Genomic DNA, 22,998 nt, shown 5'->3' with positions numbered 1-22,998 from the left:
GGGGTGGGATTTAGTTGATGGTGACCCGGAAGGTCGCCGCGACCGACGTACCGCCGAGCAGCGTCGGGATCGTCGCATTCACCGTTTTCGTGTTCGCATTGTACGAACCGGTGAAGTTGAGCACCGGCACGGTGATCGTTCCATCGTCCGCCAGCGGCACGCCGCCGACGATCCCCGTCAGCAGGCACGTCTGGCCGAGCGCGAGCGCGCCGATCGAAATCGAGTTGGCGACATAGGTGGTATTGGCGGGGATGACGTCGCTCAGCGTGACGTTGGACGCCGGAGTGCCGACCGTGCCGTTGTTGACGATCAGGCAATATTGCACGACCGCGCCCGGGATCGCCTTTGGCGCGATGGCCAGGTTGATCGGATCGGACAGCACCAGCTGCGACTTGGCGACGGTCAAGGCGACGTTGCGCGTGGTGATCTCATAGCCGAGCGACGCGCGGCCCTGTCCGTTGAGCGCGACGTCGAGACCGAGACCGTCCGAATCATTGTCGGCAAAGACCACGTCGACGACCGTGTCGTTGTTCGCGCCGACGCTGACCGCCAGCGGCAGCCCCTGCGCCGCCGCATCGCCACCCGCCGCGACCTGTACGATCAGCGTGACGCCGGCGAGCACATTGGCCTGGTTGTTGGGTATGTCGGCGACGATGAACACGATCGCCGACTGATCGGCCCCGAGTTCGTTGATGTACGTCGCGGTATCGACACCGGCGTCATAGGTGCCGTTGCCGTTCGAATCGACGAAGATCTTGATGTTCTCCACGTCGAAATTGTCGCCGGCGAACAGGTTCTGGATCGGCAGCTGGGTCGGCGAGAGCAGGAAATCCTGCGTGCCGTTGGTGTTGTTGGTCACCTTGAACGTCGTCACCGCCGCGGTCTGGCCGATCGAGACCGGTGTGTTGGCGGGCTGGTTGGCGGTGACGGTCAGGTTGACCTTGCGATCGACCACGAAGTTGACCGCGTTCGACGTCGCCGATTGCTGGACGCCGTTGACCGAATAGCTGGCCTGCGCGGTGTTGGTGACCGTCGTGCCGGCCGCGGTGCCCGCGGGCCCCGGTGCCTGCGCCTGTGCGCTCGCCGTGCCGGTCGCGATGCCGATTGCCACGACGGCGGCCGTACCGGCCATCAGCGTGCGAATTACCCCTTTTGCATGCATGTCTAAATCTACCTCTTAGGTGGTTGGTGTGGGTGGTGTGGTGGTGGTGGTGGTGGTGGTGGGAGACGCGATCATTTGAGCACGGCCTGGAACGCGAATTGACCTTGCGAACCGGCCGCCAACGGGCTTGCGAGGCGCCACCGGACGCTGGTGACATCGTTCGGGCTCGCCGCGCGCGTGCTGCCGTCGAGGCTGCGGACGCGGAGGGTTTCGAGCGAGCCGAAAGTCTTGCCGTCGACCGACACGTCGGGCGCGGGCGAACCTGGATTGGCCGAGCGATATGCGACCTGCCGCGGCAGCGGGTTGTCGAGCACCACGTTGCCCAGCGGCTGCGTGCCCGTATTGCGGTAGCTGACCACGAAGATCACCTTGTCGCCCGGCGTCACCTTCGACGGCTTCACCAGCGCGATCCGCGTGGTGCCGTCGGCGGCGGCGGCGCGCGCCTCGACCAGGATGCTGCTGGTCACCTGCAGTGGCCCCGCCGCGGCGGAAGCGACCGCCGTGGTGGCCACCAGGACGGCGGCAATCATCGGACGCGTAATCATGACTTTGCTCCTCATTGGATCTTTGCTTTGAACTGGACGACGTGGACCGACGCGGCGGCGACCTGCCCCAGCGCGACGGCGATGCCCGGGCCCTGGGCAGTGCCGCCGGCGGCGTCGAAGCGGCCCGCATCGTCGTCGGCGGCGTCGCTGAGCGGCGCGCCGTCGAGCGTCAGGCTGCCGGGGACGAAGGCGGTGCCGGCCGGGATCGGATCGGCGATCCGCGCGCCGCTGACCGCATCGGTGAAGCGCGCCTCGAGCGTGTAGGTGATGACCGAATCGCGCACCGCGGTCTGCGATCCGTCGGTCGCGCGGACCGACTGCGACTTGACCAGCACGGGGCCGGCAATCGCGCTGGTCAGCGGCACGACGACGCTGGCGCTGGCCCCGGTCGGCCCGACGACTGCGTCGCCGCCACCGTCGCCGAGTCCCGCATAGGCCGTGCCGGGCGCGCCCGATCCGGTCAGCGCGCGCGCGGTAACGGTCAGCGTGGCATCCGCCGCGGGGCGCTCCGCGGTGCCGGCAAGGATCGCGAACACGGTGATCGACCGGCCCGGGGCGAGCGCCGGCACCGTCGCGTCGACCAGCGCCGTATCGACCGCGGGATCATAGCGTCCGTCGCCATCGGCATCGATCGCGAGCGCCTGCAGCGTGATCGCCGGGGACGACAGCCGCGTTTCGAGGACGAAGGATTCGGTGCCGTTGTCGGCATTGGTCAACACGAACGGAACGATCGTCGGCGCCGCGGGCGACGGCGCAACGACGACCGCCCCCTGCCCTTCGCGGACCAGCCGGGTGTCGAGCCGCTCGGCAACGATCAGCGTGACCGTGTTCGACGCGATGGAGCGCGACGCGCCCTCCAGATCGTAGCGAAGATTGGCGGTGTTGAGGATCGGCGTGCCCGCCAGCGTCTCCGCACGGACTATAGACGGGCGAACCGCAACGGCGAAGACGCTCGCCGCCATGACGATCGCAACCGGCGCGGCGACGTCGGCGCATGCTCGGCGTGCGGTGTCACGGACCTTCAAGACGACGTCTGAACGCAATGTGCCCCCCACTTGTTGTTGGGGGAACAAATCGAGCATTCGAGCTTAATCAAATGCTACAAAATCGTAACGGTATGTTTTAATAGCAAAAATTGCAGATTTGATACTAAACCGGTTATAGTGTCTTCGTGACTAACATTTGATCCGATTTGCCATGCGACCGGCATCAACCGGATCTCGGCAGTCGAGACCAGGCTTGCCCCAGAATGAACTTGTCAGCGAAGGAGCAGGGCCCGGAGATAACCGCGCATCGCCTGCTCGCCATCGTAGCTCAGCGAGATTTCGACACGCCGTCGATCGGTCGGATCGATCACGCGGTCGATAAGCCGCAGCTTGTGCAGATGCTCGATCCAGCGCTGCGAGGTGGTCACCGGCGCGTCGGACATGCTGACCAGTGCCTTGATGTTCATCGGCTGGCGTTCGTCGCGCGACACGAACAGCGCGAGCATCATGTCCCAGGCCGGTTCGTGGAACAGCTCGGACGGCAGGAACCGGCGCCGCAGCCGGCGTTCGGCAAGCACGGCCTGCGCCTGTTCGACCAGATCGGTTTCGCTGGGTTCGGTACTGGTCGGCGCCGGATCGGCAGCATGGGCGACACGGCCGTTGAATTCTTCCGCAACCGCCGAAAGCTTGGCGGTCAGGTCCTTGATCAAATCCACTACCGACTCGTTCTTCACCAATCACTCCCTCTGTCCGTCTCCAACGCGAAATGCGGTCTCCGGCTCCCGCTCACCGGATCGCTCGCACCGCCATTGTGTCACCTGTCCGGGACAGCGTACTTACTGCCAATTCCCTACCCAAAAATCTGCACATAGCATGACATGATTGTCACCGTTTACCATGTAAAAATGCAGTATATCCGGGATAGCCCCGAAATGCAGCGTAAGAATTGCCAGTTAAACGCTGATTACACACCATTCCGGTTTTATTTACTTTGTTACCCAAACCCATTATGGGTTATTTTGTATTGATTTCGCGCAATCCCGGCGTTTGTGGCCATTCAATACTATGGTATACTTTTCTTGGGTCGCCAGGACGCCGGGCGAAATCGTGTCTGCTGGGCGGCGTCAGTTTGAAGAGGGACCGAATGATGGCCGCGTCACGAATTTATGCGTTGCTGCAGGAGGCGTGCGCCGCGCTGGAAACCTCGGACGATCACGCGATCGCCGCCTATGTCGGGTTCGCCATGTCGCTGGTCGAGGAGAAATACGGGGTCGGACACGACCATCTCGAAAGCGTCAGCCGCGACTGACGCTGCCGTCGCACGTCACAGGCGAGGCAGGGGCAGGCGCGCGAGGGACCGCGACGACCGACGGCCGCGGACTGCTCTCCACGGATACCGGAACATCCTCATTTTAGCGCAGCATGCGGATTGTCGGCCGCGGCAACGTCTATATGCATCGGCTATGCGTTAAGCAGCCGACTCGCGTGTCATCGCACGCGGACGAAAGGACGTTGTGCCCGCTTCCATGCCTGTTCCCCTGCCCAGCCCCTCCCCAGCCGCTCCGCCCGCCTATCTCAATGCCGTGGGGACGGCGGTTCCCGATCACGATATCCACGCCGCATTCATCGCCTGGGCACGCGCGCGAACCGATTCGCGATCGACCAAGGTCTTCGACCGGATGGCGTCGCGGTCGGGGATCGCGCATCGCTGGTCGGTGTTGCCGCCGACCGCGGCCGGCGGGTCGCCGGTCGACGATGCCGGCTTCTACGCGACCGAGCCGCATCCGGGGACGGCGGCACGGATGACGCTCTATGCCGAGCACGCACCCGAGCTCGCGATCCGCGCGATCGCGGCGCTGCGCGACAGGATCGCGATCGACGGCATCACGCATCTGGTGGTGGCGAGCTGCACGGGATTCGTCGCCCCCGGCATCGACCAGATCATCGCGCGCCGGCTCGGCCTGTCCTCCAGCGTCGAGCGGCTGCTGATCGGGTTCATGGGCTGCTATGCCGCGATCGTCGCGCTGCGCAGCGCGCGGCACATCGTCCGGTCCGAGCCGAGCGCGCGCGTGCTGGTGGTGACGGTCGAGCTCTCCACGCTGCACCTGCAACCCGCCAACGATATCGAGGCGCTGCTGGCGATGCTGCAATTCGGCGATGGCGCCGCTGCTGCGTTGGTGACCGCGGATGCAGCCGGGTTCGCGCTCGAGGCGCCGTTCGCGGCGTCGCTGCCCGATAGCGAGACGCTGATCCGCTGGGACGTCACCGACGCGGGCTTCGCGATGCACCTGTCGGGCGAAGTGCCCGGGCGAATCGCCGCCGCGCTGTCCGACGCGGCATTTCGCACGGTCGTCAGCGATGGCCGGCCGCCCGAATCGATCGACGGCTGGGCGGTGCATGCCGGCGGCCGGTCGATCCTCGATGCGGTCGAGCATGCGATGCACCTGAACCCCGATGCGCTGGCGGCGTCGCGCCGAGTGCTCGCGGACAATGGCAACATGTCGTCGGCGACGCTGATGTTCGTGTTCGAGGCGCTGCTCAAGGGTCCGCCGATCGGCCACGGCGTCGCGCTGGCGTTCGGGCCGGGGCTGGCGGCGGAGGGCTTCGGATTCCGAAGCGCGCCATGACGCTCGCCACGCGCAGCCAGGCCGAGGAGCTGATGGACGCGGACGATCTCGACGCCGCGACCTATGCCGATGTGGTCGGCGATCTGGCGAGCGTGAACACCGTCACGATGGCGCGCCGCCCGACGCTCGATTTCCTCGCGCGGGCGATCGCGGGGCGCAAGACCTTCCGGCTGCTCGACGTGGGCTTTGGCGATGGCGACATGCTGCGGCGGATCGCACGCTGGGCCGCCGCGCGCGGCATCGCGGCGGAGCTCGTCGGGGTCGATCTCAACCCGCGCAGCGAACAGGCGGCGCGCGCGCATGGCGGCGATATCCGCTACGTCACCGGCGACTATGCCGACCTTGCCGACGAGCCGTGGGACGTCATCGTCAGCAGTCTCGTCGCGCACCACATGAGCCGCGATCAGCTCGTCGCGTTCCTGCGCTTCATGGAGCGGCATGCGAGCGCGGGATGGTTCGTCAACGACCTGCACCGCCACGGTTTTGCGCATTGGGGCTTCCCGATCCTCGCGACGCTGGCGCGCTGGCACCCGATCGTCCGGCATGACGGGACGCTGTCGATCGCGCGCAGCTATCGCCCCGACGAGTGGCCGCCGATCCTCGCCGAGGCCGATATTTCCGCCGCGACCGTCCGCCGCGTCTTTCCGTTCCGGTTATGCGTCGAACGCCTGCGCTGATCGTTGGCGGCGGGCTCGCCGGGGCCGCGACGGCGATCGGGCTCGCACGTGCGGGCCTGCCACATCTGCTCGTCGAGCGCTCACGCGAGACGGGCGATGCGATCTGCGGCGGGTTCCTGAGCTGGCGGACGCTTGAGACGCTGGCCGGGCTCGGGATCGATCCCGATATGCTCAACCCTACCCGCGTGACCCGCGCGCGCATCTATGCCGGGACGCGGCGCGCGGACGCCGCGCTGCCGCATGCCGCGGTGTCGGTCACGCGACGCCGCCTCGACAGCGTCATGCTCGCGCACGCTGCACGGCTCGGCACGCCGATCGAGCGCGGCGTCACCGTGCGCGAGATTGACGGCCTGACGGTGCGCACCGCCGATGGCGCCACCTTCACCCCCGACGCGCTGTTCCTCGCGAGCGGCAAGCAGGACGTGCGCGGCATGGCGCGGCCCGAGACTGCGCGCGGTATCGATCCGACGCTGGGGCTGCGGGTCCGGATCGCGCCCTCCCCTGCGCTGCGCCGCGCGCTCGACGGTGGCATCGAATTGCACCTGTTCGATCGCGGCTATGCGGGGCTTGCCTTGCAGGAGGATGGCACCGCGAACCTGTGCCTCGCGGTGCATCGGTCGCGCTTGCAGGCTGCCGGATCACCTGCGCAGCTGCTGGCAGCACTAGGGCGCGACATGCCCGCGCTCGGCGAATGGATCGCGTTGATCGACGGACGTGCGTCGATCGATGCGATCGCCAACGTCCCCTATGGCTGGCGGCAACGCGTGGGCGTGGGTGCGCTGTTCCGGCTCGGCGACCAGGCCGGAGTCATCCCGTCGCTCGCGGGGGAAGGGATGGGCATCGCGCTCGCCAGCGGGGTCGCCGCCGCCCAGGCCTATGTCCGCGGCGGGCCCGGATCCGCCGAGCGGTGGCAGGAGGATTTCGCGCGTCGCCTCGCCCGCCCGATCGGTATCGCCGGCGCCGTCCGGCAGGTGGCGGAGAGCAGGCGCGCGGCGTGGCTGCTCCCGCTTTTGCGCCCTGGCTTGATCCAGATCATCGCCAATGCAACGCGGATCGGCCAGACCTGACCTTCGCCCTCCCGGCATCTTGAAATCCGTCCCGCCAGCACGAGATTCAAACCCATGGATCAGCTCAATCTTTCCGAAGCCGAGTGGCGCAAGCGACTCACCCCCGAACAATATCACGTGCTGCGCGAGGCGGGCACCGAACGCGCGTTTGCCGGCGCGCTGAACGACAACAAGGCCGATGGCATCTACCGGTGCGCGGCGTGCTCGAACGAACTGTTCGACAGCGCGGACAAATATGATTCGGGCTCGGGCTGGCCGAGCTTCACGCAGCCGATCGGCCCCGATGCGGTCACCGATCACGCGGATCGCAGCCATGGCATGACGCGGATCGAGACGCGGTGCGCGCGCTGCGACAGCCATATGGGGCATGTCTTCCCCGACGGCCCGCCACCGACCGGGCAGCGTTACTGCATGAATTCGCTGTCGCTCGAATTCCGGCCGCGCAAAGCAAACGCCGCGGCTTGATGCCGCTTGTAGGGCGGGGGCATAGCGCGTAATTCCGCGAGCTACATGGCTCGTACGCGTTCTGCTTCCCCGTCCCGTCGGCCCCCCACTCCACCGGCGTCACGCTGGCGGCGGCGGCTGGTCGTCACCCTTCAGCTCTGTGTCGGGATCGGGGTGCTCGCACTCGGTGCACTGGCGATCGCGGTCTATGTCGCGATGTCGCAGCTGCCGAGCTTCGACAGCCTGAAATCCTCGCCGAACGGCCAGATGATCCGAGTCCATGCCGCCGACGGCACGGTGATCGTGTCGATGGGGCCGAGCTTCGGCGAATGGCTGCCGTACAGCCAGATCCCCCAGGTGATGCGCGACGCGACCGTCTCGGTCGAGGATCGCCGCTTCCGCTCGCATATCGGCATCGACCCGGTCGGCGTCGCGCGGTCGGTGAAGGTGCGCTATGATCGCGGCCACTGGACGCAAGGTGGATCGACGATCACGCAGCAGCTTGCGCGCACCGTCTTCCTCAACAACCAGAAGAAGTTCGGCCGCAAGTTCCGCGAGGGCATCCTGGCGTTCGCGCTGGAGTGGAAGTTCACCAAGGACCAGATCCTCGAACTCTATCTCAACAAGGTCTATTATGGCGGCGGCGCGTACGGGATCGACGCCGCGAGCCGCAAATTCTTCGGTCACGGCGCAGATCATCTGAGCCTGGCCGAGGCCGCGGTCATCGCAGGCCTCGTCAAGGCGCCGTCCAACTACTCGCCGACCGCCGATGCCGAGGCCGCGATGGGCCGCGCGGGCGTGGTGCTGGAGACGATGCGCGAGACGGGGGCGATCACCGCATCGCAGGCGGCCGATGCCGATATATCGGGCCTCAAGCTCGCGCCCGAACCCAAGCAGAACAGCGTCCGCTACTTCACCGACTGGGCGTTGCCGCAGCTCGATACGCTGATCGACGAGACGACCGAGCCGCTCGAGGTCTGGACGACGCTCGACCTGACGATGCAGCGCCAGGCGGACGAGGCGATCCGCGCCAATGCGCCACCGGGCGCGCAGGGCGCGCTAGTCGCGCTCGATCGGGGCGGCGAAGTGCGCGCGATGGTCGGCGGCAAGGATTACGTCTCGTCGATCTACAACCGCGCGACGCAGGCGGTCCGCCAGCCGGGCTCGTCGTTCAAGCTGTTCGTGTACCTTGCCGCGCTCGAGGCGGGCCACAAGCCCGCGGATTCGATCGTCGACGAGCCCGTCACGATCAGCGGCTGGAGCCCGCGCAACGATTCCAGGCGCAATTCCGGTGCCGTCTCGCTGCGCACCGCGTTCGCCTATTCGCTCAACACCGTGGCCGCCAAGCTGGGCCAGGAGGTCGGCTTCACCACGGTCGCGGACATGGCGCGGCGGTTCGGGATCACGACGCCGGTCAATACGCATCCGTCGATGGTGCTCGGCACCTCGGAAGTGCGCGTGATCGACATGACGCGTGCCTTCGCCTCGGTCGCCAACAAGGGCGTCGCGGTCACGCCCTATGGAATCACGCGCGTGACGGCCAATGGCCAGACGATCTACACGCATGAGGTCGACCGCAGCCATGTGCTCGTCGCGCCCTATGTCGCCGCGGAGATGACCGATCTGCTGCAGACCGCGGTCAACACCGGCACCGGTCGCGCCGCGCAGATCGGCCGCCCCGTCGCGGGCAAGACGGGGACGACCAGCGCATCGAAGGACGGCTGGTTCCTGGGCTTCTCCAGCGGCATCACCACCGGCGTGTGGATGGGTCGCGACGATGCCAGGCCGATCGCCGGGTTGCACGGCGGCACCGCGCCGGCCAAGGCCTGGGCGGCGTTCATGAAGCCCGCGACCGCCAGCCGTCCGATCGAACAGTTCGATACGCAGGTGACGTTGCCCGAATGGCAGCTCGAACCCGACGAGGAGAGCTATTTTGGCCAGCCCGACAATGGCCAGATGGCGGTCGATGCGGATGGCAACCCGATCGCGCAGGACGGCGTGCCCGTTCCGACCGACTCGCAGACCGGCGACACGCTGGCGCGGCCCGATGCGGATCAGCCCGAGACTCCGGCGCCGCCCGTGGCACCGCCGCAGCAGATGAACCAGGATTGGATCGACCGTGTCACCGGGCGCGAACGGCGCGAGCCGTCACCCGCGGGGCGGCAGCCACTCCAGCGCGACGTGCCGCGCGACCAGGTCCAGACTCAGCGCTTCCAGAGCGACCGGGATCAGGAAGACCGCCCGAACCAGTGAAGCCCTGCGCCGTGCGTGCGTAGCCAGACGCGCGCGGGGGTCGGGTCTTCGCCGTACAGCTGCTCGACCAGTGCGTGGAACACCGGCGCGTGGTTCATGTGGACCCGGTGTGCGACTTCGTGCGCGACGGTGGCGCGGCGGACCCAGCTCGGCGCCAGGATCAGCCGCCAGCTATAGCGGATGACCCCGCTCGAGGCGCAGCTGCCCCAGCGGCCCTTGGCGTCGCCGACCGCGACCTGTGCGACGGTTACCTTGGCCTTGGCGGCATATTCGGCGGTTTCGGTTTCCAGGACGGCCAGCGCGGTGCGTTTCAGCCAGGCCTCGACGCGACGGGAAATCGTTTCGGGCGGCCCCGACAGCGACAGGACCGCGCCATCGCGGACGACCGTCCGGCGGCTCCCTGGTTCCCATGCGATTGTCAGCGCCTCGTCGGCGACGGTCAGTACCGCACCGGGCTCGAACGGGCGGGGCAGGGGCAGCAACGCGCGCTGTTCGGCGATCCAGTCGGCCTTGTCCTCCGCCCAGGCCAGCGCCTGCTTCAGCGCCGCCCGCTTGGGCAGCACGAGCCGCGCGCGGCCGCTCGCGGGATCGATCGACAGACGCGCGCGACGCGCACGGGGGTGACGGACGATCTCCAGACCCTCAATCATCGTGCGCGCACCGGCTTACAGTTCGCGGTCGATCACGTGATATTCGAGCTCGCCGGCCTCGTCCTCGCTGACGGTCCAGCCGCGCACGGACTGCTTGGCGCGGTGGACCGCCTCGCGGTCGCCGCAGACCAGGTAATGCCATTCGGGCAGCTGCTCGCCCGCGGCGCGCAGGCGGTAGGCGCAGGTCGAGGGCAGCCAGTCGATCCCGTGGACGTTGCCGGTCGTCAGCCGCACGCATTCGGGCACATAGGCGTGCCGGTGCCGGTAATCGGAGCATTGCCCGCTGCGCCGGTCGAGCAGGCGGCACGAGACATTGGTCGCGACGAGTTCGCCGGTTTCCTCATCCTCGAGCTTGTGGATGCAGCATTTGCCGCAGCCGTCGCACAAGGCCTCCCATTGGCCGCGATCGAGTTGCTCGATCGGCGTATCTTCCCAGAAGCGTGCGCTCACCGGGCCCAGCGCTTGATCTCTGTCGCCACGGCATCGGGCCCTTTTTCCTGCGGCAGCAAAGCGAGGGGCTTGCCGTCCGGGTCCATCAGATAGGCTTGGCGGGAGTGGTTTACGAGGTAGCCGCCGCCCGGCGACGCATCGCCCTTGCTCGAATAGACCGCATAGTCGGTCTTGATCCGGGCGATCTGCGCATCGGTGCCGGTCAGCCCGACCATACGCGGGTGGAAGGCCGAGACGAACTGCTTGAGCACCGCCGGCGTATCGCGTGCCGGATCGACCGTTACGAACACCGGGACGATCTTCGCCGCCAGTACGGGGTCGCTCGACTCGAGCGTTTTCACCGCGGCGCCGATCGCCTGGACATCCGTCGGACACACATCGGGACAGAAGGTGTAGCCGAAATACATGATCCGGTATTTGCCGGCGAAACTCCGCTCGGTGACGGCCTGGCCATTCTGGTCCGTCAGCGCGAAGGCCCCGCCGATCCGGGCGCCTTCGAGCGGGGGTTTTGCGGGCGGTGCGGAGGCATTGCACGCCGTTAGGGCAAGGGCGCTGAAAAGGATGAAACGCATGGTCATGATGCCGCCAGCCTTGATCTGTTCGCTACTGCGGCGCAAGCGTCGGCCTATATCCAGGACGAACCAAGGAAGTCTCTCGATGCGTATTCGCCTGATGCTCGCCGCCGCCATTCTCACGCCGGCGCTGGGCGTCGCCACGCCATCCTTCGCGCAAGGCCAGTCGGAGGGGTACAAGTTCCTGTCCGCGGTGCGCGATGCCAAGAACAACGACGTGCTCGAGATGCTCGGCCGCCCGGGCAGCAACATCATCAACACGCGCGACGTCACCAGCGGCGAGGGCGCGCTCCACATCGTCATCAAGCGCAGCGACGAGGTGTATCTGCGGTTCCTGTTGCAGAAGGGCGCCGACGCGAACCTGCGCGACGGCAAGGGCAACACCCCGTTGCTGCTGGCGGTGACGCTGGGCCAGACGGGCATGATCCCGATCCTGACCGCCGCGGGCGCGAACCCGAACCTTGCCAATTCGGCGGGCGAAACGCCGCTGATCCGCGCGGTGCAGCGGCGCGACGTCGGCATGATCCGGGTGTTGCTGACCGAGGGCGCCGATCCCGACCAGGCGGATATCATGGCGGGCATGTCCGCGCGCGACTATGCCAAGCAGGACGGCCGCAACCCGGTCGTGACCAAGCTGCTCGCCGATGCGCCGAAGAAGGTGAAGAAGGCGGTCTCGGGGCCGAAGTTCTGAACGGGCACTCGCCACGAATCCCTCATCCGTCATCCTGACTTTCGTCAGGATGACGGGCGTGCTCAGAACGCCAACCCATCCGCATCGGGGTCGATCTGTGCGATCAACCGCCGTGCGGCGCGCCGCGCAAAGGCCAGCGTCCCGCGCTTGCGGACATGCGCGGGCAGGGGGGTGGTATGCGCCTCGCGCACGATCGCCGCATCATAGCGGTCCGCGACGATGATCCCGGTCCGCTCGGGCAGGAACACGGGGCCGTGCAGCGGCGCGGTGTCGAACCCCGCCGGCACCGCCCAGAAATACCGGTCGCAATGGGCGAGATAGTCGGGCCATTTCCCGTCGCCGAGCAGGTCCGCGCGCGAGACCTTGATCTCGACGATCACGATCTGCCCGCGCGCATCGACCGCCATGAGGTCGGCGCGACGGCCGCCATCAAGCGGTACTTCGGTCATCGCTACAAGGTCGTGGCGCAGCAGCATCCGGATCACGCCGCGCGCCACGTCAGCGGCGCACATCATGGCATCGGGGGGTGATCCCGGTTTGTCGATGCAGGAGTCCGGTGGCATGTCGAGCATAGCCCGGAAATAGAACAATCCGCGAACGAGGCAAGCTCATTCACGGATTGTGGTATCGCTGGTGGCGACGGATCGCCCGAGAGTGTTACGCGCTCAGCGATAGAAGACGTGGTTGCCGATCGAGGCGACCTTGACCGCGCGAACCGAAGGACGGCGATCGGCGGTGTTGAAGTACAGCGCCTTCTCGGCTGGGCTGTTCCAGGCGTCTGCGAGCGCGACCTTGGCGACCGCGATCGCGGTGCGATAGGCGGTGCCGGCGTTGATCGTGGGGATCTGGCCACCGCGGACGAAGCTGAACTGGCCGCGCTGCTTGACGACGGCGCAGACGTCGGCGGGGAAACGACCCGACTTGGCGCGGTTGATGATGACTTCGGCGACGGCGAGCTGGCCGGTCAGCGGCTCACCCTTGGATTCGAAATAGATCGCGCCGGCAAGGCACTGGAGCGCATCGTCGGCGGCGGCGCTGTCCTGCGCGGCGACGGCCTGGGCGAGCGTGTCGAATTCTTCGGCTTCGGCCGTGGCAGCGTTCGTGGCGACGGGCTCGACGGCAGCAACGGGGGTTGCGACTGGAGCGATCTGCGGAACATTCTGCGGGGAGAGGGCGTTTAGATTAGCAAGAGCAGTGAGATTGGTGGTCGAGCGATCGAGACCGGTTGCCTTGCCGGGAGCGCTGTTGCCGAGCAAGCCGGCGAGAGAGAAGGTCATGACTGCGATCGTCGCAGCCCGCTGAAGAATCGTCATTCAAACTTATTCAGATGCGGTTGAACCACGAAAGCGATCGTACAAGCCGATCGTCCGAGCATCCCCCCGACTGCGTAACTGATCCGGATCGCACCCGGCCCAGCACAACGCCATTCAATGTTGGAATCCCCCTCTATTGGGGGGGCTTTCGAGTCAATCGTCGAGGATCGTTTCAGCGGCGAACCGTTCCGCCGCTGCGATGTCCACCTCGATGACCCACAGATCGGGGTCGCGTGCGCGCCGCCGCCGCCAATAGCCGTCGGGGTCCTCGGCCGGAGTCGAGTCGATCATCACCGTCCGCCCATCGGGCCCGAGCCCGCGTTCCAGCAGGCGGGGAGGGGCCCCTTTGTCGACCGCGATGACCAGGATCGCGCCCCCTTGCGGATCGCCTTTCGCCATCACCGCGCCAAAGCCGCCGGCGTCGTTGACTCGGCGAAGGAGGGCGCTGACGAGCACGCCGCTGGGCAGCCGGCCGCTCATGCCGGCGCGCGGTATCCGGGCAGGCCGGCGAGCGTGATCCGCGAGCGCATGAAAGTCCCCGTGCCGCGCGCGGCCTCCTCGCCGTCCGCATCGATTAGCCGCGCATCCGCGACGAACACGCGCCGTTTGCCGCTGATCCAGCGGCCCTCGGCGATCACCGGTCCGACCTTCAGCGGCCGCGTGAGCAGGAGGTTGAACGCGGTCGTCAGCAGGAAACGATCGGTGACGAGGCTGTTCGACGCGTAGAACGCCGCATCGTCGAGCATCTTGAAATAGCTCGTCCCATGCGCGGCGCCACCCGCGTGATAATGGCGTTCGTCGATCGTGAAATGAATCCGCGCGACACCCGCTTCGGGGATTTCGAGCGAGGATTCGAAGAAGCGATTGATCGGCGCCTGCGCGTAGAGCGATTCCAGCGCGCGAAAATGCGCCTCTGCGCCAGCCGACTCAGGCGGCATCGCGCACCTCGTCGGCGGTGAACAGCGCGTAGAGCGCATCGGGCGAACCCGCCCCGCGCAGTTTTTCGAGAAACGCCTTGTCGCGCAGCCGCCGCGAAACGCGCGCAAGCGCCTTCAAATGGACCGCCCCCGCATCGGTAGGGGAGAGCAGCATGAAGACGAGATCGACCGGCAAATCGTCGACCGCCTGGAAATCCACCGGCTGCGCCAACCGGACGAAGACGCCCGTCACCTGTGCCAGCCCGTCCAGCTTGGCATGCGGGATCGCGACGCCGCCGCCAAACCCGGTCGAGCCGAGCTTCTCGCGGGCGGTCAGTCGCTCGTTGATCGTCTTGACGTCCGCATCGACGGTTTCGGCGGCCATCGTCGCGATATGCTGGAACACCGCCTTCTTCGTCGCGGCGACAACGCCCGTCTGCACTGCGTCGGGACGCAGCATATCACTGAAATCGGTCATGCTGTACATTGTCTCAAGGCGCCCCCGCGCAGGTCCGCCTTAGCGGGTTGCACGGGGGCGTAAAGGCGCAGCCGAGAGACGGACGCCGTATTGGACGCTTCTTATTGCGTCGTAGCGGAAGACGCCGCGGCGCGCTGTGGCTCGACCCAGCCGATCGTGCCGTCACCGCGGCGATAGACCATGTTGTGCGCGCCGGTACCCGCATTCATGAACAGCAATGCGGCGGTGTTGCGCAGATCGAGCATCATCACCGCATCGGACACCGTCGCCTCGGGGATGTCGACACGCGTCTCGGCGATGATCAGCGGTGCGTCCGCGACATCGTCCTCCTCGATGCTTTCCTGGAACAGCGTGTAGCCGGCATTGTCGTAGCCGTTGCTCTCGGCCATCGCGACCGCTTCGCCGGCGTGGCGATCCTTCAGGCGACGCATGTAGCGGCGGAGCTGGGTCTCGATCTTGGCAGCGGCACCGTCAAACGCGGCGCGGGCATCATAGGCGTCCGAATGCCCCTTGAGCACGAGGCCCTTCATCACATGCGCGACGATATCGCATTTGAAGCCGGCGTCGTGCGGCCCCTTGCCGAACGTGACCTCGGCCGAGATGGCGCGCGCGAAATACTTGTCGGCGATACCCTGGAGTCGGTCTTCCACATGGCTGTTCAGCGCTTCGCCAGTGTCAACCTGATGACCAGAAATCCGGATATCCATGTTCGTCTCCTTGTCGACGTTACTGTCTTCGGGCGGTCCTGTTGGCTCCACCCTGCCGGCGTCATCCGGACGCCACGGCCCCCCAAATCGGATCCTTGATCCCCTTCATAAACGCCGCATGCGCCGCAAGGTCTCCCTCGCTCGCCACGAAAACCCGCGGCGGGCGAACGACCCGAGGCGCCTGTGCGACGACCGGAGTCGAAGCGCTGCTGCCAGTGTTGCTGAGCAGCCCGAGGCCGATCTGGCGACCGCCCATCAGCTCGACATAAACCTGCGCGAGCAGCTGCGCGTCGAGCAGCGCACCGTGGAGGACGCGGTGGCTGCGATCGATTCCGAAACGCGAGCACAGCGCGTCGAGCGAGTGCTTGGCGCCCGGATGACGGCTGCGCGCAATCTGAAGCGTGTCCACCATCCGCTGCATGTGAACGATCGGGCGGCCGCACTTGGTCAGCTCGCCGTTGAGGAACGAGAAATCGAAGCCGGCATTGTGCGCGATCATCGGCGAGTCGCCGACGAATTCGAGCAGCTCCTCGACCGCATCACCGAATCGCGGCTTGTCGGACAGGAACGCCTGACTGAGCCCGTGGACGTTGAACGCCTCGACCGGCATGTCGCGTTCGGGATGATAATAAGCGTGAAAGGTGCGCCCGGTCTCGACCCGGTTGAGCATCTCGACGCAGCCGATCTCGACCATGCGGTCGCCACCGGAAAAACTGAGGCCGGTGGTTTCGGTGTCGAAGACGATCTCGCGCATCGCCATGGTATCGGCTCAGATTTCCAAGGACGCAAGCACCGCGCGAACCTGCGCCCGCGTTTCGTCGAAGCTCGTATCGGTATGGATGACATGATCCGCGCGCGCGCGTTTCTCGGCATCGGGGGTCTGGCGGGCGAGGATCGCCGCGAATTTCTCCGCGGTCATGCCGGGACGCGCCAGGACGCGCGCGCGCTGGACGTCGGGCGCGGCGGAGACGACGACGATCACGTCGACTCGCTGGTCTCCACCGGTTTCGAAAAGGAGAGGGACGTCGAACACGACTCGCTTGCCGGCATGCCTTGCCAGGAACGCGGCGCGCTCTTCGCCGACCGCCGGGTGGACGATCGCTTCGAGTCGCTCGATCGCGGCATCGTCGCCGAACACCGCCGCGCCAAGCTTCGCGCGATCGACCGCGCCGTCTGCGGTCGTGCCGGGGAAGGCGGCCTCGATCGGCGCCACCAGTCGACCGCCGACCCCCTGCAACCGGTGCACCGCCGCGTCGGCGTCGAACACCGGGATGGCTTCGTCGGCGAACATCGCGGCGACGGCGGACTTGCCCATCCCGATCGATCCGGTGAGGCCGATGATCATTTGACCAGCAACGCCCGGAGATCGTCATCGCGATCGCGCGGTGGTTCCACGTGGAACAATATCTCGAACGCGACCGCAGCTTGGCCGATCAGCATCTCCAGCCCGTCGACGGTTTCCAGATCGCGCGCACGCGCCGCCTTGAGCAGGTCTGTCTCTAGCGGCGAATAGACGATGTCGTACACGAGCGAGTCTGGCTCGAGCGCGCCAAGGTCGATCTCGAGCGCAGGCTGGCCCGCCATGCCGAGCACGCTCGCATTGACGAGAAGCCGCGAGGGCGGGGCGGCGGGACCAATCGGCAGCGCCTGACCCTTCAATCCGAAGCTCGACAGCAACGCCGCGCCCTTGAGCGGATTGCGGTTGAGGATCGTCACGGGGCCGACGCCCATCCGCGACAGCGCGAACAGGATCGCACGCGCCGCGCCGCCCGCGCCGATCACCGTTACCGGCTGGCCGGCGATGTCGAGATCGTCGATCGGCGCCCAGAATCCGGCGGCATCGGTGTTGGTGCCGATGCAGTCGCCCGCCTGGTTGCGGAACACGGTGTTGATCGCGCCGATCGACCCGCGGACGTCGCCGGGGTCGGATACGTGGTCGAGCGCGGCGAGCTTGTGCGGCATCGTGATGTTGCACCCGCGCCAGTCCGGGTCCGCCTTGCGATCGGCGAAATAGGCGGGGAGATCGTCGGCGGTGACGAGCTTGTGACGATAGTCGGCGTCGATCCCGAGCGCCTTGAGCCAGAATCCGTGGATCAGCGGCGATTTCGACTGCGCGATCGGATCGCCGATCACTTCGGCATAGGGTCGGGTCATGCAAGGCTCCGTGTGTCCCCGCGACGGCGGGGATCCAGTCTGGAAGACGGTTTAGTCTACCGCGGTGGAATTGCCACGGGGCTGCATTTGCTCCGTCCGCGCCGTCATCCCCCCACGCCGTTCCCCTCCACCCCGTCATCCCAGCGAAAGCTGGGATCTTCCCGTTTGGCGGGCGTCGTCTGCCTCGTGAGATACCCCAGCTTCCGCTGGGGTGACGGTGAATGTGGCAGGCGGTGTAAGTGCGGGTGCGGGTGCGGGTGCGGGTGCGGGTGCGGGTGCGGGTGCGGGGCATGGGGAAGTGAAAATTGAGAAGGGAGAAGATTACGCCGGCAACTCGCCGCGCACGCGCAAAAAATCGAGCACGTTCAGCAACGGCATCCCCAGCACCGTAAACTGGCTCCCCTCGATCCTGGCGAACAGCTGCGCCCCAGGCCCCTCTATCCGATAGCAGCCGACGCAGCCCGCAATCGCCGGCCATTCCGCCTCCAGATACGTCTCGATGAACGCCTCGGACAGCGGGCGGACGTGCATCTTCGCGCGCTCGACATGCCGCCAGATCGCCTGGCCATTCTCCGCGATCACCGCCGCGCTCCACAGATCGTGCCGTTTGCCGGACATCAGACGTAGATGCGCCGCCGCGTCGTCACGGTCAGTGGGCTTGTCGAGGATCGTGCCGTCCTCGAGCGCGACCAGCGAGTCGCTGCCGAGCACGAGCTGCCCCGGCATCCGCGCGGACACCTTGAGGGCCTTCAGCTCGGCCAGCGCATCGGCGAGATCGCGCGGCGACAGGTCGCGCAGTGCCGCCTTGGCCGCATCCTCGTCGACGCCCGCAAAGGTCGCGTCGAACGCCACCCCCGCCGCGGTCAGCATGGCCCGGCGCGAGGCACTTTGCGAGGCCAGGATCAGGCTCATGCTTCGATCTGCCGCTGGTTGCACAGCGCGATGATCGCCGCCGCGGTTTCCTCGATCGACCGCCGCGTGACGTCGATTACCGGCCAGCCATTGTCCGCGAACATCCGCCGCGCAAAGGCGAGCTCGCGCATCACCGCCTCCTCCTCGACATAGGAGGTATCGGGCGCCTGGTGGAGCGACAGCAACCGGTTGCGCCGTACCTGGATCAGCCGGTCGGCACTCGTCGTCAGCCCGACGATCAGCGGCCGGCGGAGCGCATAGAGGATCTTTGGCGGCGGGCTCTCGACCACGATCGGGATGTTCGCGGTCTTGTAGCCACGGTTGGCGAGATAGATCGAGGTCGGCGTCTTCGACGAGCGCGACACGCCCGCGAGCACGATATCGGCCTCCTCCCATTCCTCCCACGCGATCCCGTCGTCATGCGCGATCGTCCACTGGATCGCATCGACACGCGCGAAATAGGCCGCGTCGAGGACGTGCTGGCGACCCGGCCGCGCCTTTGCCTGCTGCCCCAGCAACCCGGAAAGAGCGTCGTTGACCGGGTCGAGCGGGGCTACCGCGGGAAGCCCCAGGGCCAGGCACCGCTGCTCGAGGATCCGCCGCGTCGCGGGGTTCACCAATGTGAACACGACCAGCCCGGGGTTCTGCGCAATCTCCTGCAGGATCCGCTCGAGATGCGCCTCGGTCCGCACCATCGGCCAGAAATGGCGGACGGTCTCGACGTCATCATATTGCGCCAGCGCCGCCTTAGCGATGTTCTCCAGCGTCTCGCCGGTCGAATCCGACAACAAATGCAGATGGAGCCGCATCATGGGCGTTTTATCCCCAGCGGGCGGGTCCGTGGGTGTGAATCTGTGGATAACATGGGGAAAACGGCTAGCGTAACTCGCTGCCCTCGCCAAGCGACCGTGGCGCCGTGGATAACAGCGATTCTATCCACACGCTCGCGCACAGGGCCGGATTTTATCCACAGGCTGTGGGTAATGGGGAGCCTTGAATCGAATCAGCGCGTTTGTCGCGGTGCGCGGGGGTCAAGCTGTTGGCAATTCCGGGATCACCGCATAAGTCCCGGGTTCAACCGCCCAACCACTGCAACAACCTATTTCTTGAATCTTCTTATAGTAGAAGAAGGGTGCTCCGCTGACCAATCCGACCTCCAATTCGCCCGCCACCAAGCCCCTCCTGGCGACTCTTCGCGGGGAGCGTCAGGCCGTCCCGCCGCTGTGGCTCATGCGGCAGGCGGGGCGCTATCTCCCCGAATATCGCGCGCTCCGGGCCGAGAAGGGGGGATTCCTTGCGCTGGCGACCGATCCCGACGCCGCGGCCGAGGTGACGCTCCAGCCGATCCGCCGGTTCGGGTTCGACGGCTCGATCCTGTTCTCGGACATATTGATGATCCCCTGGGCGCTCGGTCAGGATCTCAGCTTCGGGGTGGGCGAGGGGCCGCGGCTCGAACCCGCGCTGGTCGATCATGCGCTCGATCGGTTGCAGCCGGTCATGGGGCGGCTGGAGCCGGTCTACGGCACCGTCGCCAAGGTCGCCGCGGCATTGCCGCCCGAGACGACGTTCCTGGGCTTTGCGGGCTCTCCCTGGACGGTCGCGACCTATATGGTGGCGGGCAAGGGGTCCAAGGACCAGTCCGAGACGCGGCGTTTCGCCTATGCCGATCCGGCCGCGTTCGGCGCGATCATCGATGCGATCGCGGACAATACGGTCGAATATCTCGCGCGGCAGATCGAGGCGGGCGTCGATGTGGTGCAGCTGTTCGACAGCTGGTCGGGATCGCTCTCGCCCGCGCAGTTCGAACGCTGGGTGATCGCGCCGACCGCGTCGATCGTCGATCGCCTCCATGCGCGCTGCCCCGGCGTGCCGGTGATCGGCTTTCCAAAGGGGGCAGGGGGCAAGCTTCCCGCCTATGCGCGCGAGACCGGCGTCGATGCGATCGGGCTCGACGAGACGGTCGATCCGGTCTGGGCGCATGCCTCGCTGCCTGCCGACATGCCCGTGCAGGGCAATCTCGATCCGCTCGCGTTGATCGCGGGCGGCGCGGATCTCGATGCGGCGATCGACCGGATCCTCGCGGCGTTCGTCGATCGGCCGCACGTCTTCAATCTGGGCCACGGTATCCTGCCCGACACGCCGATCGCGCATGTCGAGCAGCTCATCGCCCGCGTCAGGAGCACGACATGAGCGGTTTTCTCGGGGCGGCCTATGACTGGGTGAAGGCCGCGCACCTGATCTTCGTGATCTTCTGGATGGCGGGGCTGTTCATGCTGCCGCGCTACCTCGTCTACCATCAGGAAGCGCTGGCGGCCGGCAACGCGGCCGAGGCGGCAAACTGGGTCGAGCGCGAGGGCAAGATTCGCCACATCATCCTGACGCCGGCGATGATCGTTGTCTGGGTGCTCGGGATCGCGCTGGCGCTGAACCTCGGGCTGGCGGATGGCGCGCCGGGGCTGGGGTGGCTGCACCTCAAGCTGCTGCTGGTGCTGGCGCTGTCGGGCTATCACGGCTGGACGGTCGGCTATGCCAAGAAGCTCGCGGCGGGGAAGCCCACGCTGACGGGCAAGCAGCTGCGGATGCTCAACGAGGTGCCTGCGCTGGCGGTGACGCTGATCGTCGTGCTGGCGATCGTGAAGCCGTTCTGATTCTCCACGTCATCCTGGACGTGATCCAGGATCCAGAGCGGCGGAGGACACCGCGTGTGGCTCTGGATCCTGGGTCGAGCCCAGGATGACGGCCGAGGGTGGACGCGCACTCCCGCTTGACTAACCGCCCCCTCAATTCTACCCCGATTTTCAGCACGGCCTCCTGGCGTCCTGCCCGGTCGTGTGGTCCTGCCTGTTCGGCTCGCCCAGTTCCGCTTTCCAGCGCACGCGCAGACCGAACCTGTTCCCGTTGATCGCTATCCGGAAATCCCCATGCATCTCAAAGACCTGAAGAAAAAGAAGCCTGCCGAGCTGGTCCAGCTGGCCGAGGAATTGGGGGTCGAGAGCGCCTCGACGCTGCGCAAGCAGGACCTGTTGTTCGCGATCCTGAAGGTGCAGGCGGACAATGGCGACCAGATCATGGGGCTCGGCACAATCGAAGTGCTGCCCGACGGCTTCGGCTTCCTGCGCTCGCCCGAGAGCAACTATCTCGCCGGGCCCGACGACATCTACATCTCGCCGAACCAGGTGCGGAAGTTCGGCCTGCGCACCGGTGACACGGTCGAGGGCGAGATTCGCGGGCCGAAGGATGGCGAACGCTATTTCTCGCTGGTGAAGCTCACGGCCGTCAATTTCGACGATCCCGACGTCGTCCGCCACCGCGTCAATTTCGACAATCTCACGCCGCTCTACCCGGAGAGCAAGCTGACGCTCGATCCCGCCGACCCGACCGTCAAGGACAAGTCGGCGCGCGTGATCGACATCGTCAGCCCGCAGGGCAAGGGCCAGCGCACGCTGATCGTCGCCCCGCCGCGTGTCGGCAAGACGGTCATGTTGCAGAACATGGCCAAGGCGATCACCGACAATCACCCCGAGGTGTTCCTGATCGTCCTGCTGATCGACGAGCGCCCCGAGGAAGTCACCGACATGCAGCGCAGCGTGAAGGGCGAGGTCGTCAGCTCGACGTTCGACGAACCCGCACAGCGCCACGTACAGGTCGCCGAGATGGTGATCGAAAAGGCCAAGCGCCTGGTCGAGCACAAGAAGGACGTGGTGATCCTGCTCGACTCGATCACGCGTCTGGGGCGTGCGTACAACACCGTCGTGCCGTCGTCGGGCAAGGTCCTGACGGGCGGTGTCGATGCGAATGCGCTCCAGCGTCCGAAGCGCTTCTTCGGTGCCGCACGCAACATCGAGGAGGGCGGTTCGCTCTCGATCATCGCCACCGCGCTGATCGATACGGGCAGCCGCATGGACGAGGTGATCTTCGAGGAGTTCAAGGGCACCGGCAACTCGGAAATCGTGCTCGATCGCAAGGTCGCGGACAAGCGCATCTTCCCGGCGCTCGACGTCGGCAAGTCAGGCACGCGCAAGGAAGAGCTGCTGGTCGACAAGGCCAAGCTTTCCAAGATGTGGGTCCTGCGTCGCATCCTGATGCAGATGGGCACGATCGACGCGATGGAGTTCCTGCTCGACAAGATGAAGGATTCGAAGACCAACGAGAATTTCTTCGACAGCATGAATCAGTAACCGAGTGCGGCCTGCTGCAAGCTGCAGCAGGCCGCACCGGTTCGGCCGGCGGGGCGAAGCTCCGACCGACGACATGGGCTTTGCCCATGTCCGCCCAAAAGACCGACCAGGCGGCACGCGAGAGCAATGGCTTTCGCGTGCCGCTTTGCTATTAAACCCTTCGAAATCCGCCACCCCCGCGCACCGGCGGTGGCCCGTCACCGGGAGCTGACATC

Annotated in this window: 28 protein-coding genes; 10 read left to right on the top strand and 18 right to left on the bottom strand. The window is 66.4% G+C overall.

What is annotated here, in order from left to right:
• Nucleotides 1-10: 10 nt before the first annotated feature.
• From C8J26_RS01075 to C8J26_RS01060, 4 genes are all read right to left on the bottom strand, one after another.
• A complete protein-coding gene (locus C8J26_RS01075) occupies nt 11-1,162 on the bottom strand; it encodes a DUF11 domain-containing protein (protein ID WP_056419177.1) in 1,152 nt (383 codons plus the stop codon).
• A 71-nt stretch (nt 1,163-1,233) separates the two neighbouring features.
• On the bottom strand, nt 1,234-1,707 hold the full coding sequence (locus C8J26_RS01070) for a DUF11 domain-containing protein (protein WP_107956390.1): 474 nt from the start codon (nt 1,705-1,707) through the stop codon (nt 1,234-1,236).
• Nucleotides 1,708-1,718: 11 nt separating this feature from the next.
• Entirely contained in the window at nt 1,719-2,732 is a 1,014-nt protein-coding gene (locus C8J26_RS01065) for a hypothetical protein (protein WP_167398756.1), read from the bottom strand.
• A gap of 233 nt (nt 2,733-2,965) precedes the next feature.
• On the bottom strand, nt 2,966-3,409 hold the full coding sequence (locus C8J26_RS01060; protein ID WP_234422499.1) for a helix-turn-helix domain-containing protein: 444 nt from the start codon (nt 3,407-3,409) through the stop codon (nt 2,966-2,968).
• Between the two features lie 428 nt (nt 3,410-3,837).
• On the opposite strand from C8J26_RS01060, the gene C8J26_RS20320 reads away from it, so the two are divergent.
• From C8J26_RS20320 to C8J26_RS01035, 6 genes are all read left to right on the top strand, one after another.
• Nucleotides 3,838-4,002 (top strand): hypothetical protein, encoded by a 165-nt coding sequence (locus C8J26_RS20320; RefSeq protein ID WP_167398755.1) that lies wholly within the window; start codon nt 3,838-3,840, stop codon nt 4,000-4,002.
• 217 nt (nt 4,003-4,219) lie between these two features.
• Complete coding sequence (locus tag C8J26_RS01055) at nt 4,220-5,320, top strand: type III polyketide synthase (protein WP_107956388.1); 1,101 nt, start codon at nt 4,220-4,222, stop codon at nt 5,318-5,320.
• Entirely contained in the window at nt 5,317-5,997 is a 681-nt protein-coding gene (locus C8J26_RS01050) for a methyltransferase domain-containing protein (protein ID WP_107956387.1), read from the top strand. Before C8J26_RS01055 ends, C8J26_RS01050 begins: the two co-directional genes overlap by 4 nt.
• Nucleotides 5,976-7,064 (top strand): NAD(P)/FAD-dependent oxidoreductase, encoded by a 1,089-nt coding sequence (locus C8J26_RS01045; protein WP_107956386.1) that lies wholly within the window; start codon nt 5,976-5,978, stop codon nt 7,062-7,064. The genes C8J26_RS01050 and C8J26_RS01045 overlap by 22 nt, the downstream gene beginning before the upstream one ends.
• A gap of 54 nt (nt 7,065-7,118) precedes the next feature.
• Nucleotides 7,119-7,529 carry a peptide-methionine (R)-S-oxide reductase MsrB gene (gene msrB / locus C8J26_RS01040; protein WP_056419196.1) on the top strand — a complete coding sequence of 137 codons (411 nt, stop codon included), beginning with the start codon at nt 7,119-7,121 and terminating at the stop codon, nt 7,527-7,529.
• Between the two features lie 45 nt (nt 7,530-7,574).
• Entirely contained in the window at nt 7,575-9,761 is a 2,187-nt protein-coding gene (locus C8J26_RS01035) for a transglycosylase domain-containing protein (RefSeq protein ID WP_107956385.1), read from the top strand.
• Here the strand turns inward: C8J26_RS01035 and C8J26_RS01030 are convergent.
• From C8J26_RS01030 to C8J26_RS01020, 3 genes are read right to left on the bottom strand one after another with little or no spacing between them, the layout of a single operon-like run.
• Nucleotides 9,737-10,411 (bottom strand): M48 family metallopeptidase, encoded by a 675-nt coding sequence (locus tag C8J26_RS01030; RefSeq protein WP_107956384.1) that lies wholly within the window; start codon nt 10,409-10,411, stop codon nt 9,737-9,739. The genes C8J26_RS01035 and C8J26_RS01030 overlap by 25 nt on opposite strands.
• Nucleotides 10,412-10,426: 15 nt before the next feature.
• The gene (locus C8J26_RS01025) at nt 10,427-10,861 is read right to left on the bottom strand and encodes a YcgN family cysteine cluster protein (protein WP_398457037.1); all 435 of its coding nucleotides are present in this window, start codon (nt 10,859-10,861) and stop codon (nt 10,427-10,429) included.
• The gene (locus tag C8J26_RS01020; RefSeq protein ID WP_056419712.1) at nt 10,858-11,439 is read right to left on the bottom strand and encodes an SCO family protein; all 582 of its coding nucleotides are present in this window, start codon (nt 11,437-11,439) and stop codon (nt 10,858-10,860) included. Before C8J26_RS01020 ends, C8J26_RS01025 begins: the two co-directional genes overlap by 4 nt.
• Nucleotides 11,440-11,518: 79 nt before the next feature.
• Here C8J26_RS01020 and C8J26_RS01015 point away from each other — a divergent pair, with 79 nt between their 5' ends.
• Nucleotides 11,519-12,124, top strand: a complete 606-nt coding sequence (locus C8J26_RS01015) for an ankyrin repeat domain-containing protein (protein WP_107956383.1) — start codon at nt 11,519-11,521, stop codon at nt 12,122-12,124.
• A gap of 62 nt (nt 12,125-12,186) precedes the next feature.
• On the opposite strand, the gene C8J26_RS01010 is transcribed toward C8J26_RS01015, so the two are convergent.
• The 11 genes from C8J26_RS01010 to C8J26_RS00960 form a co-directional block, all read right to left on the bottom strand.
• Complete coding sequence (locus C8J26_RS01010) at nt 12,187-12,696, bottom strand: MmcB family DNA repair protein (protein WP_107956382.1); 510 nt, start codon at nt 12,694-12,696, stop codon at nt 12,187-12,189.
• 93 nt (nt 12,697-12,789) lie between these two features.
• Nucleotides 12,790-13,401, bottom strand: a complete 612-nt coding sequence (locus tag C8J26_RS01005; protein WP_244185103.1) for a cell wall hydrolase — start codon at nt 13,399-13,401, stop codon at nt 12,790-12,792.
• 189 nt (nt 13,402-13,590) lie between these two features.
• A complete protein-coding gene (locus tag C8J26_RS01000) occupies nt 13,591-13,917 on the bottom strand; it encodes a DUF1491 family protein (RefSeq protein ID WP_107956380.1) in 327 nt (108 codons plus the stop codon).
• On the bottom strand, nt 13,914-14,375 hold the full coding sequence (locus C8J26_RS00995) for a PaaI family thioesterase (protein ID WP_107956379.1): 462 nt from the start codon (nt 14,373-14,375) through the stop codon (nt 13,914-13,916). Before C8J26_RS00995 ends, C8J26_RS01000 begins: the two co-directional genes overlap by 4 nt.
• On the bottom strand, nt 14,365-14,832 hold the full coding sequence (locus tag C8J26_RS00990; protein ID WP_107956998.1) for a PTS sugar transporter subunit IIA: 468 nt from the start codon (nt 14,830-14,832) through the stop codon (nt 14,365-14,367). The genes C8J26_RS00995 and C8J26_RS00990 overlap by 11 nt, the downstream gene beginning before the upstream one ends.
• Nucleotides 14,833-14,933: 101 nt before the next feature.
• Nucleotides 14,934-15,539 carry a ribosome hibernation-promoting factor, HPF/YfiA family gene (hpf, locus tag C8J26_RS00985; RefSeq protein ID WP_107956997.1) on the bottom strand — a complete coding sequence of 202 codons (606 nt, stop codon included), beginning with the start codon at nt 15,537-15,539 and terminating at the stop codon, nt 14,934-14,936.
• Nucleotides 15,540-15,600: 61 nt separating this feature from the next.
• Nucleotides 15,601-16,293 carry a DNA polymerase III subunit epsilon gene (gene dnaQ, locus C8J26_RS00980; protein ID WP_107956996.1) on the bottom strand — a complete coding sequence of 231 codons (693 nt, stop codon included), beginning with the start codon at nt 16,291-16,293 and terminating at the stop codon, nt 15,601-15,603.
• A gap of 15 nt (nt 16,294-16,308) precedes the next feature.
• Complete coding sequence (gene coaE / locus C8J26_RS00975; protein ID WP_107956378.1) at nt 16,309-16,884, bottom strand: dephospho-CoA kinase; 576 nt, start codon at nt 16,882-16,884, stop codon at nt 16,309-16,311.
• A complete protein-coding gene (locus C8J26_RS00970) occupies nt 16,881-17,693 on the bottom strand; it encodes a shikimate dehydrogenase family protein (protein WP_107956377.1) in 813 nt (270 codons plus the stop codon). Before C8J26_RS00970 ends, coaE begins: the two co-directional genes overlap by 4 nt.
• A 321-nt stretch (nt 17,694-18,014) precedes the next feature.
• Nucleotides 18,015-18,605 carry a Maf family protein gene (locus C8J26_RS00965; RefSeq protein WP_107956376.1) on the bottom strand — a complete coding sequence of 197 codons (591 nt, stop codon included), beginning with the start codon at nt 18,603-18,605 and terminating at the stop codon, nt 18,015-18,017.
• Entirely contained in the window at nt 18,602-19,417 is an 816-nt protein-coding gene (locus C8J26_RS00960; protein WP_056419224.1) for a pyruvate, water dikinase regulatory protein, read from the bottom strand. The genes C8J26_RS00965 and C8J26_RS00960 overlap by 4 nt, the downstream gene beginning before the upstream one ends.
• A gap of 328 nt (nt 19,418-19,745) precedes the next feature.
• Here C8J26_RS00960 and hemE point away from each other — a divergent pair, with 328 nt between their 5' ends.
• The 3 genes from hemE (at nt 19,746) to rho (ending at nt 22,783) form a co-directional block, all read left to right on the top strand.
• Nucleotides 19,746-20,795 (top strand): uroporphyrinogen decarboxylase, encoded by a 1,050-nt coding sequence (gene hemE / locus C8J26_RS00955; RefSeq protein WP_107956375.1) that lies wholly within the window; start codon nt 19,746-19,748, stop codon nt 20,793-20,795.
• A complete protein-coding gene (locus tag C8J26_RS00950; RefSeq protein ID WP_107956374.1) occupies nt 20,792-21,253 on the top strand; it encodes a CopD family protein in 462 nt (153 codons plus the stop codon). The genes hemE and C8J26_RS00950 overlap by 4 nt, the downstream gene beginning before the upstream one ends.
• Nucleotides 21,254-21,526: 273 nt before the next feature.
• A complete protein-coding gene (gene rho / locus C8J26_RS00945) occupies nt 21,527-22,783 on the top strand; it encodes a transcription termination factor Rho (RefSeq protein WP_031395107.1) in 1,257 nt (418 codons plus the stop codon).
• Nucleotides 22,784-22,998 lie beyond the last annotated feature (215 nt).

Origin of the sequence: Sphingomonas aurantiaca (genome assembly GCF_003050705.1) — a bacterium.
Classification (GTDB): Bacteria; Pseudomonadota; Alphaproteobacteria; order Sphingomonadales; family Sphingomonadaceae; genus Sphingomonas; species Sphingomonas aurantiaca.
This window is presented reverse-complemented; position numbering and strand designations above follow the sequence as displayed.

Excerpts from the sequence above, each read along its gene's own strand:
- hpf (WP_107956997.1), bottom strand. The coding sequence starts at position 15,539 with ATGGATATCCGGATTTCTGGTCATCAGGTTGACACTGGCGAAGCGCTG.
- coaE (WP_107956378.1), bottom strand. The coding sequence starts at position 16,884 with ATGATCATCGGCCTCACCGGATCGATCGGGATGGGCAAGTCCGCCGTC.
- C8J26_RS00965 (WP_107956376.1), bottom strand. The coding sequence starts at position 18,605 with ATGAGCCTGATCCTGGCCTCGCAAAGTGCCTCGCGCCGGGCCATGCTG.
- msrB (WP_056419196.1), top strand. The coding sequence starts at position 7,119 with ATGGATCAGCTCAATCTTTCCGAAGCCGAGTGGCGCAAGCGACTCACC.
- C8J26_RS01000 (WP_107956380.1), bottom strand. The coding sequence starts at position 13,917 with ATGAGCGGCCGGCTGCCCAGCGGCGTGCTCGTCAGCGCCCTCCTTCGC.
- rho (WP_031395107.1), top strand. The coding sequence starts at position 21,527 with ATGCATCTCAAAGACCTGAAGAAAAAGAAGCCTGCCGAGCTGGTCCAG.
- C8J26_RS20320 (WP_167398755.1), top strand. The coding sequence starts at position 3,838 with ATGATGGCCGCGTCACGAATTTATGCGTTGCTGCAGGAGGCGTGCGCC.
- C8J26_RS01050 (WP_107956387.1), top strand. The coding sequence starts at position 5,317 with ATGACGCTCGCCACGCGCAGCCAGGCCGAGGAGCTGATGGACGCGGAC.
- C8J26_RS00970 (WP_107956377.1), bottom strand. The coding sequence starts at position 17,693 with ATGACCCGACCCTATGCCGAAGTGATCGGCGATCCGATCGCGCAGTCG.
- C8J26_RS01070 (WP_107956390.1), bottom strand. The coding sequence starts at position 1,707 with ATGATTACGCGTCCGATGATTGCCGCCGTCCTGGTGGCCACCACGGCG.
- C8J26_RS00990 (WP_107956998.1), bottom strand. The coding sequence starts at position 14,832 with ATGACCGATTTCAGTGATATGCTGCGTCCCGACGCAGTGCAGACGGGC.
- C8J26_RS01030 (WP_107956384.1), bottom strand. The coding sequence starts at position 10,411 with ATGATTGAGGGTCTGGAGATCGTCCGTCACCCCCGTGCGCGTCGCGCG.
- C8J26_RS00995 (WP_107956379.1), bottom strand. The coding sequence starts at position 14,375 with ATGCCGCCTGAGTCGGCTGGCGCAGAGGCGCATTTTCGCGCGCTGGAA.
- C8J26_RS01005 (WP_244185103.1), bottom strand. The coding sequence starts at position 13,401 with ATGACCTTCTCTCTCGCCGGCTTGCTCGGCAACAGCGCTCCCGGCAAG.
- C8J26_RS01035 (WP_107956385.1), top strand. The coding sequence starts at position 7,575 with ATGGCTCGTACGCGTTCTGCTTCCCCGTCCCGTCGGCCCCCCACTCCA.
- C8J26_RS01020 (WP_056419712.1), bottom strand. The coding sequence starts at position 11,439 with ATGACCATGCGTTTCATCCTTTTCAGCGCCCTTGCCCTAACGGCGTGC.
- C8J26_RS01015 (WP_107956383.1), top strand. The coding sequence starts at position 11,519 with ATGCGTATTCGCCTGATGCTCGCCGCCGCCATTCTCACGCCGGCGCTG.
- C8J26_RS01010 (WP_107956382.1), bottom strand. The coding sequence starts at position 12,696 with ATGCTCGACATGCCACCGGACTCCTGCATCGACAAACCGGGATCACCC.
- C8J26_RS00950 (WP_107956374.1), top strand. The coding sequence starts at position 20,792 with ATGAGCGGTTTTCTCGGGGCGGCCTATGACTGGGTGAAGGCCGCGCAC.
- C8J26_RS01075 (WP_056419177.1), bottom strand. The coding sequence starts at position 1,162 with ATGCATGCAAAAGGGGTAATTCGCACGCTGATGGCCGGTACGGCCGCC.
- C8J26_RS01045 (WP_107956386.1), top strand. The coding sequence starts at position 5,976 with ATGCGTCGAACGCCTGCGCTGATCGTTGGCGGCGGGCTCGCCGGGGCC.
- dnaQ (WP_107956996.1), bottom strand. The coding sequence starts at position 16,293 with ATGCGCGAGATCGTCTTCGACACCGAAACCACCGGCCTCAGTTTTTCC.
- C8J26_RS01055 (WP_107956388.1), top strand. The coding sequence starts at position 4,220 with ATGCCTGTTCCCCTGCCCAGCCCCTCCCCAGCCGCTCCGCCCGCCTAT.
- C8J26_RS00960 (WP_056419224.1), bottom strand. The coding sequence starts at position 19,417 with ATGATGCGGCTCCATCTGCATTTGTTGTCGGATTCGACCGGCGAGACG.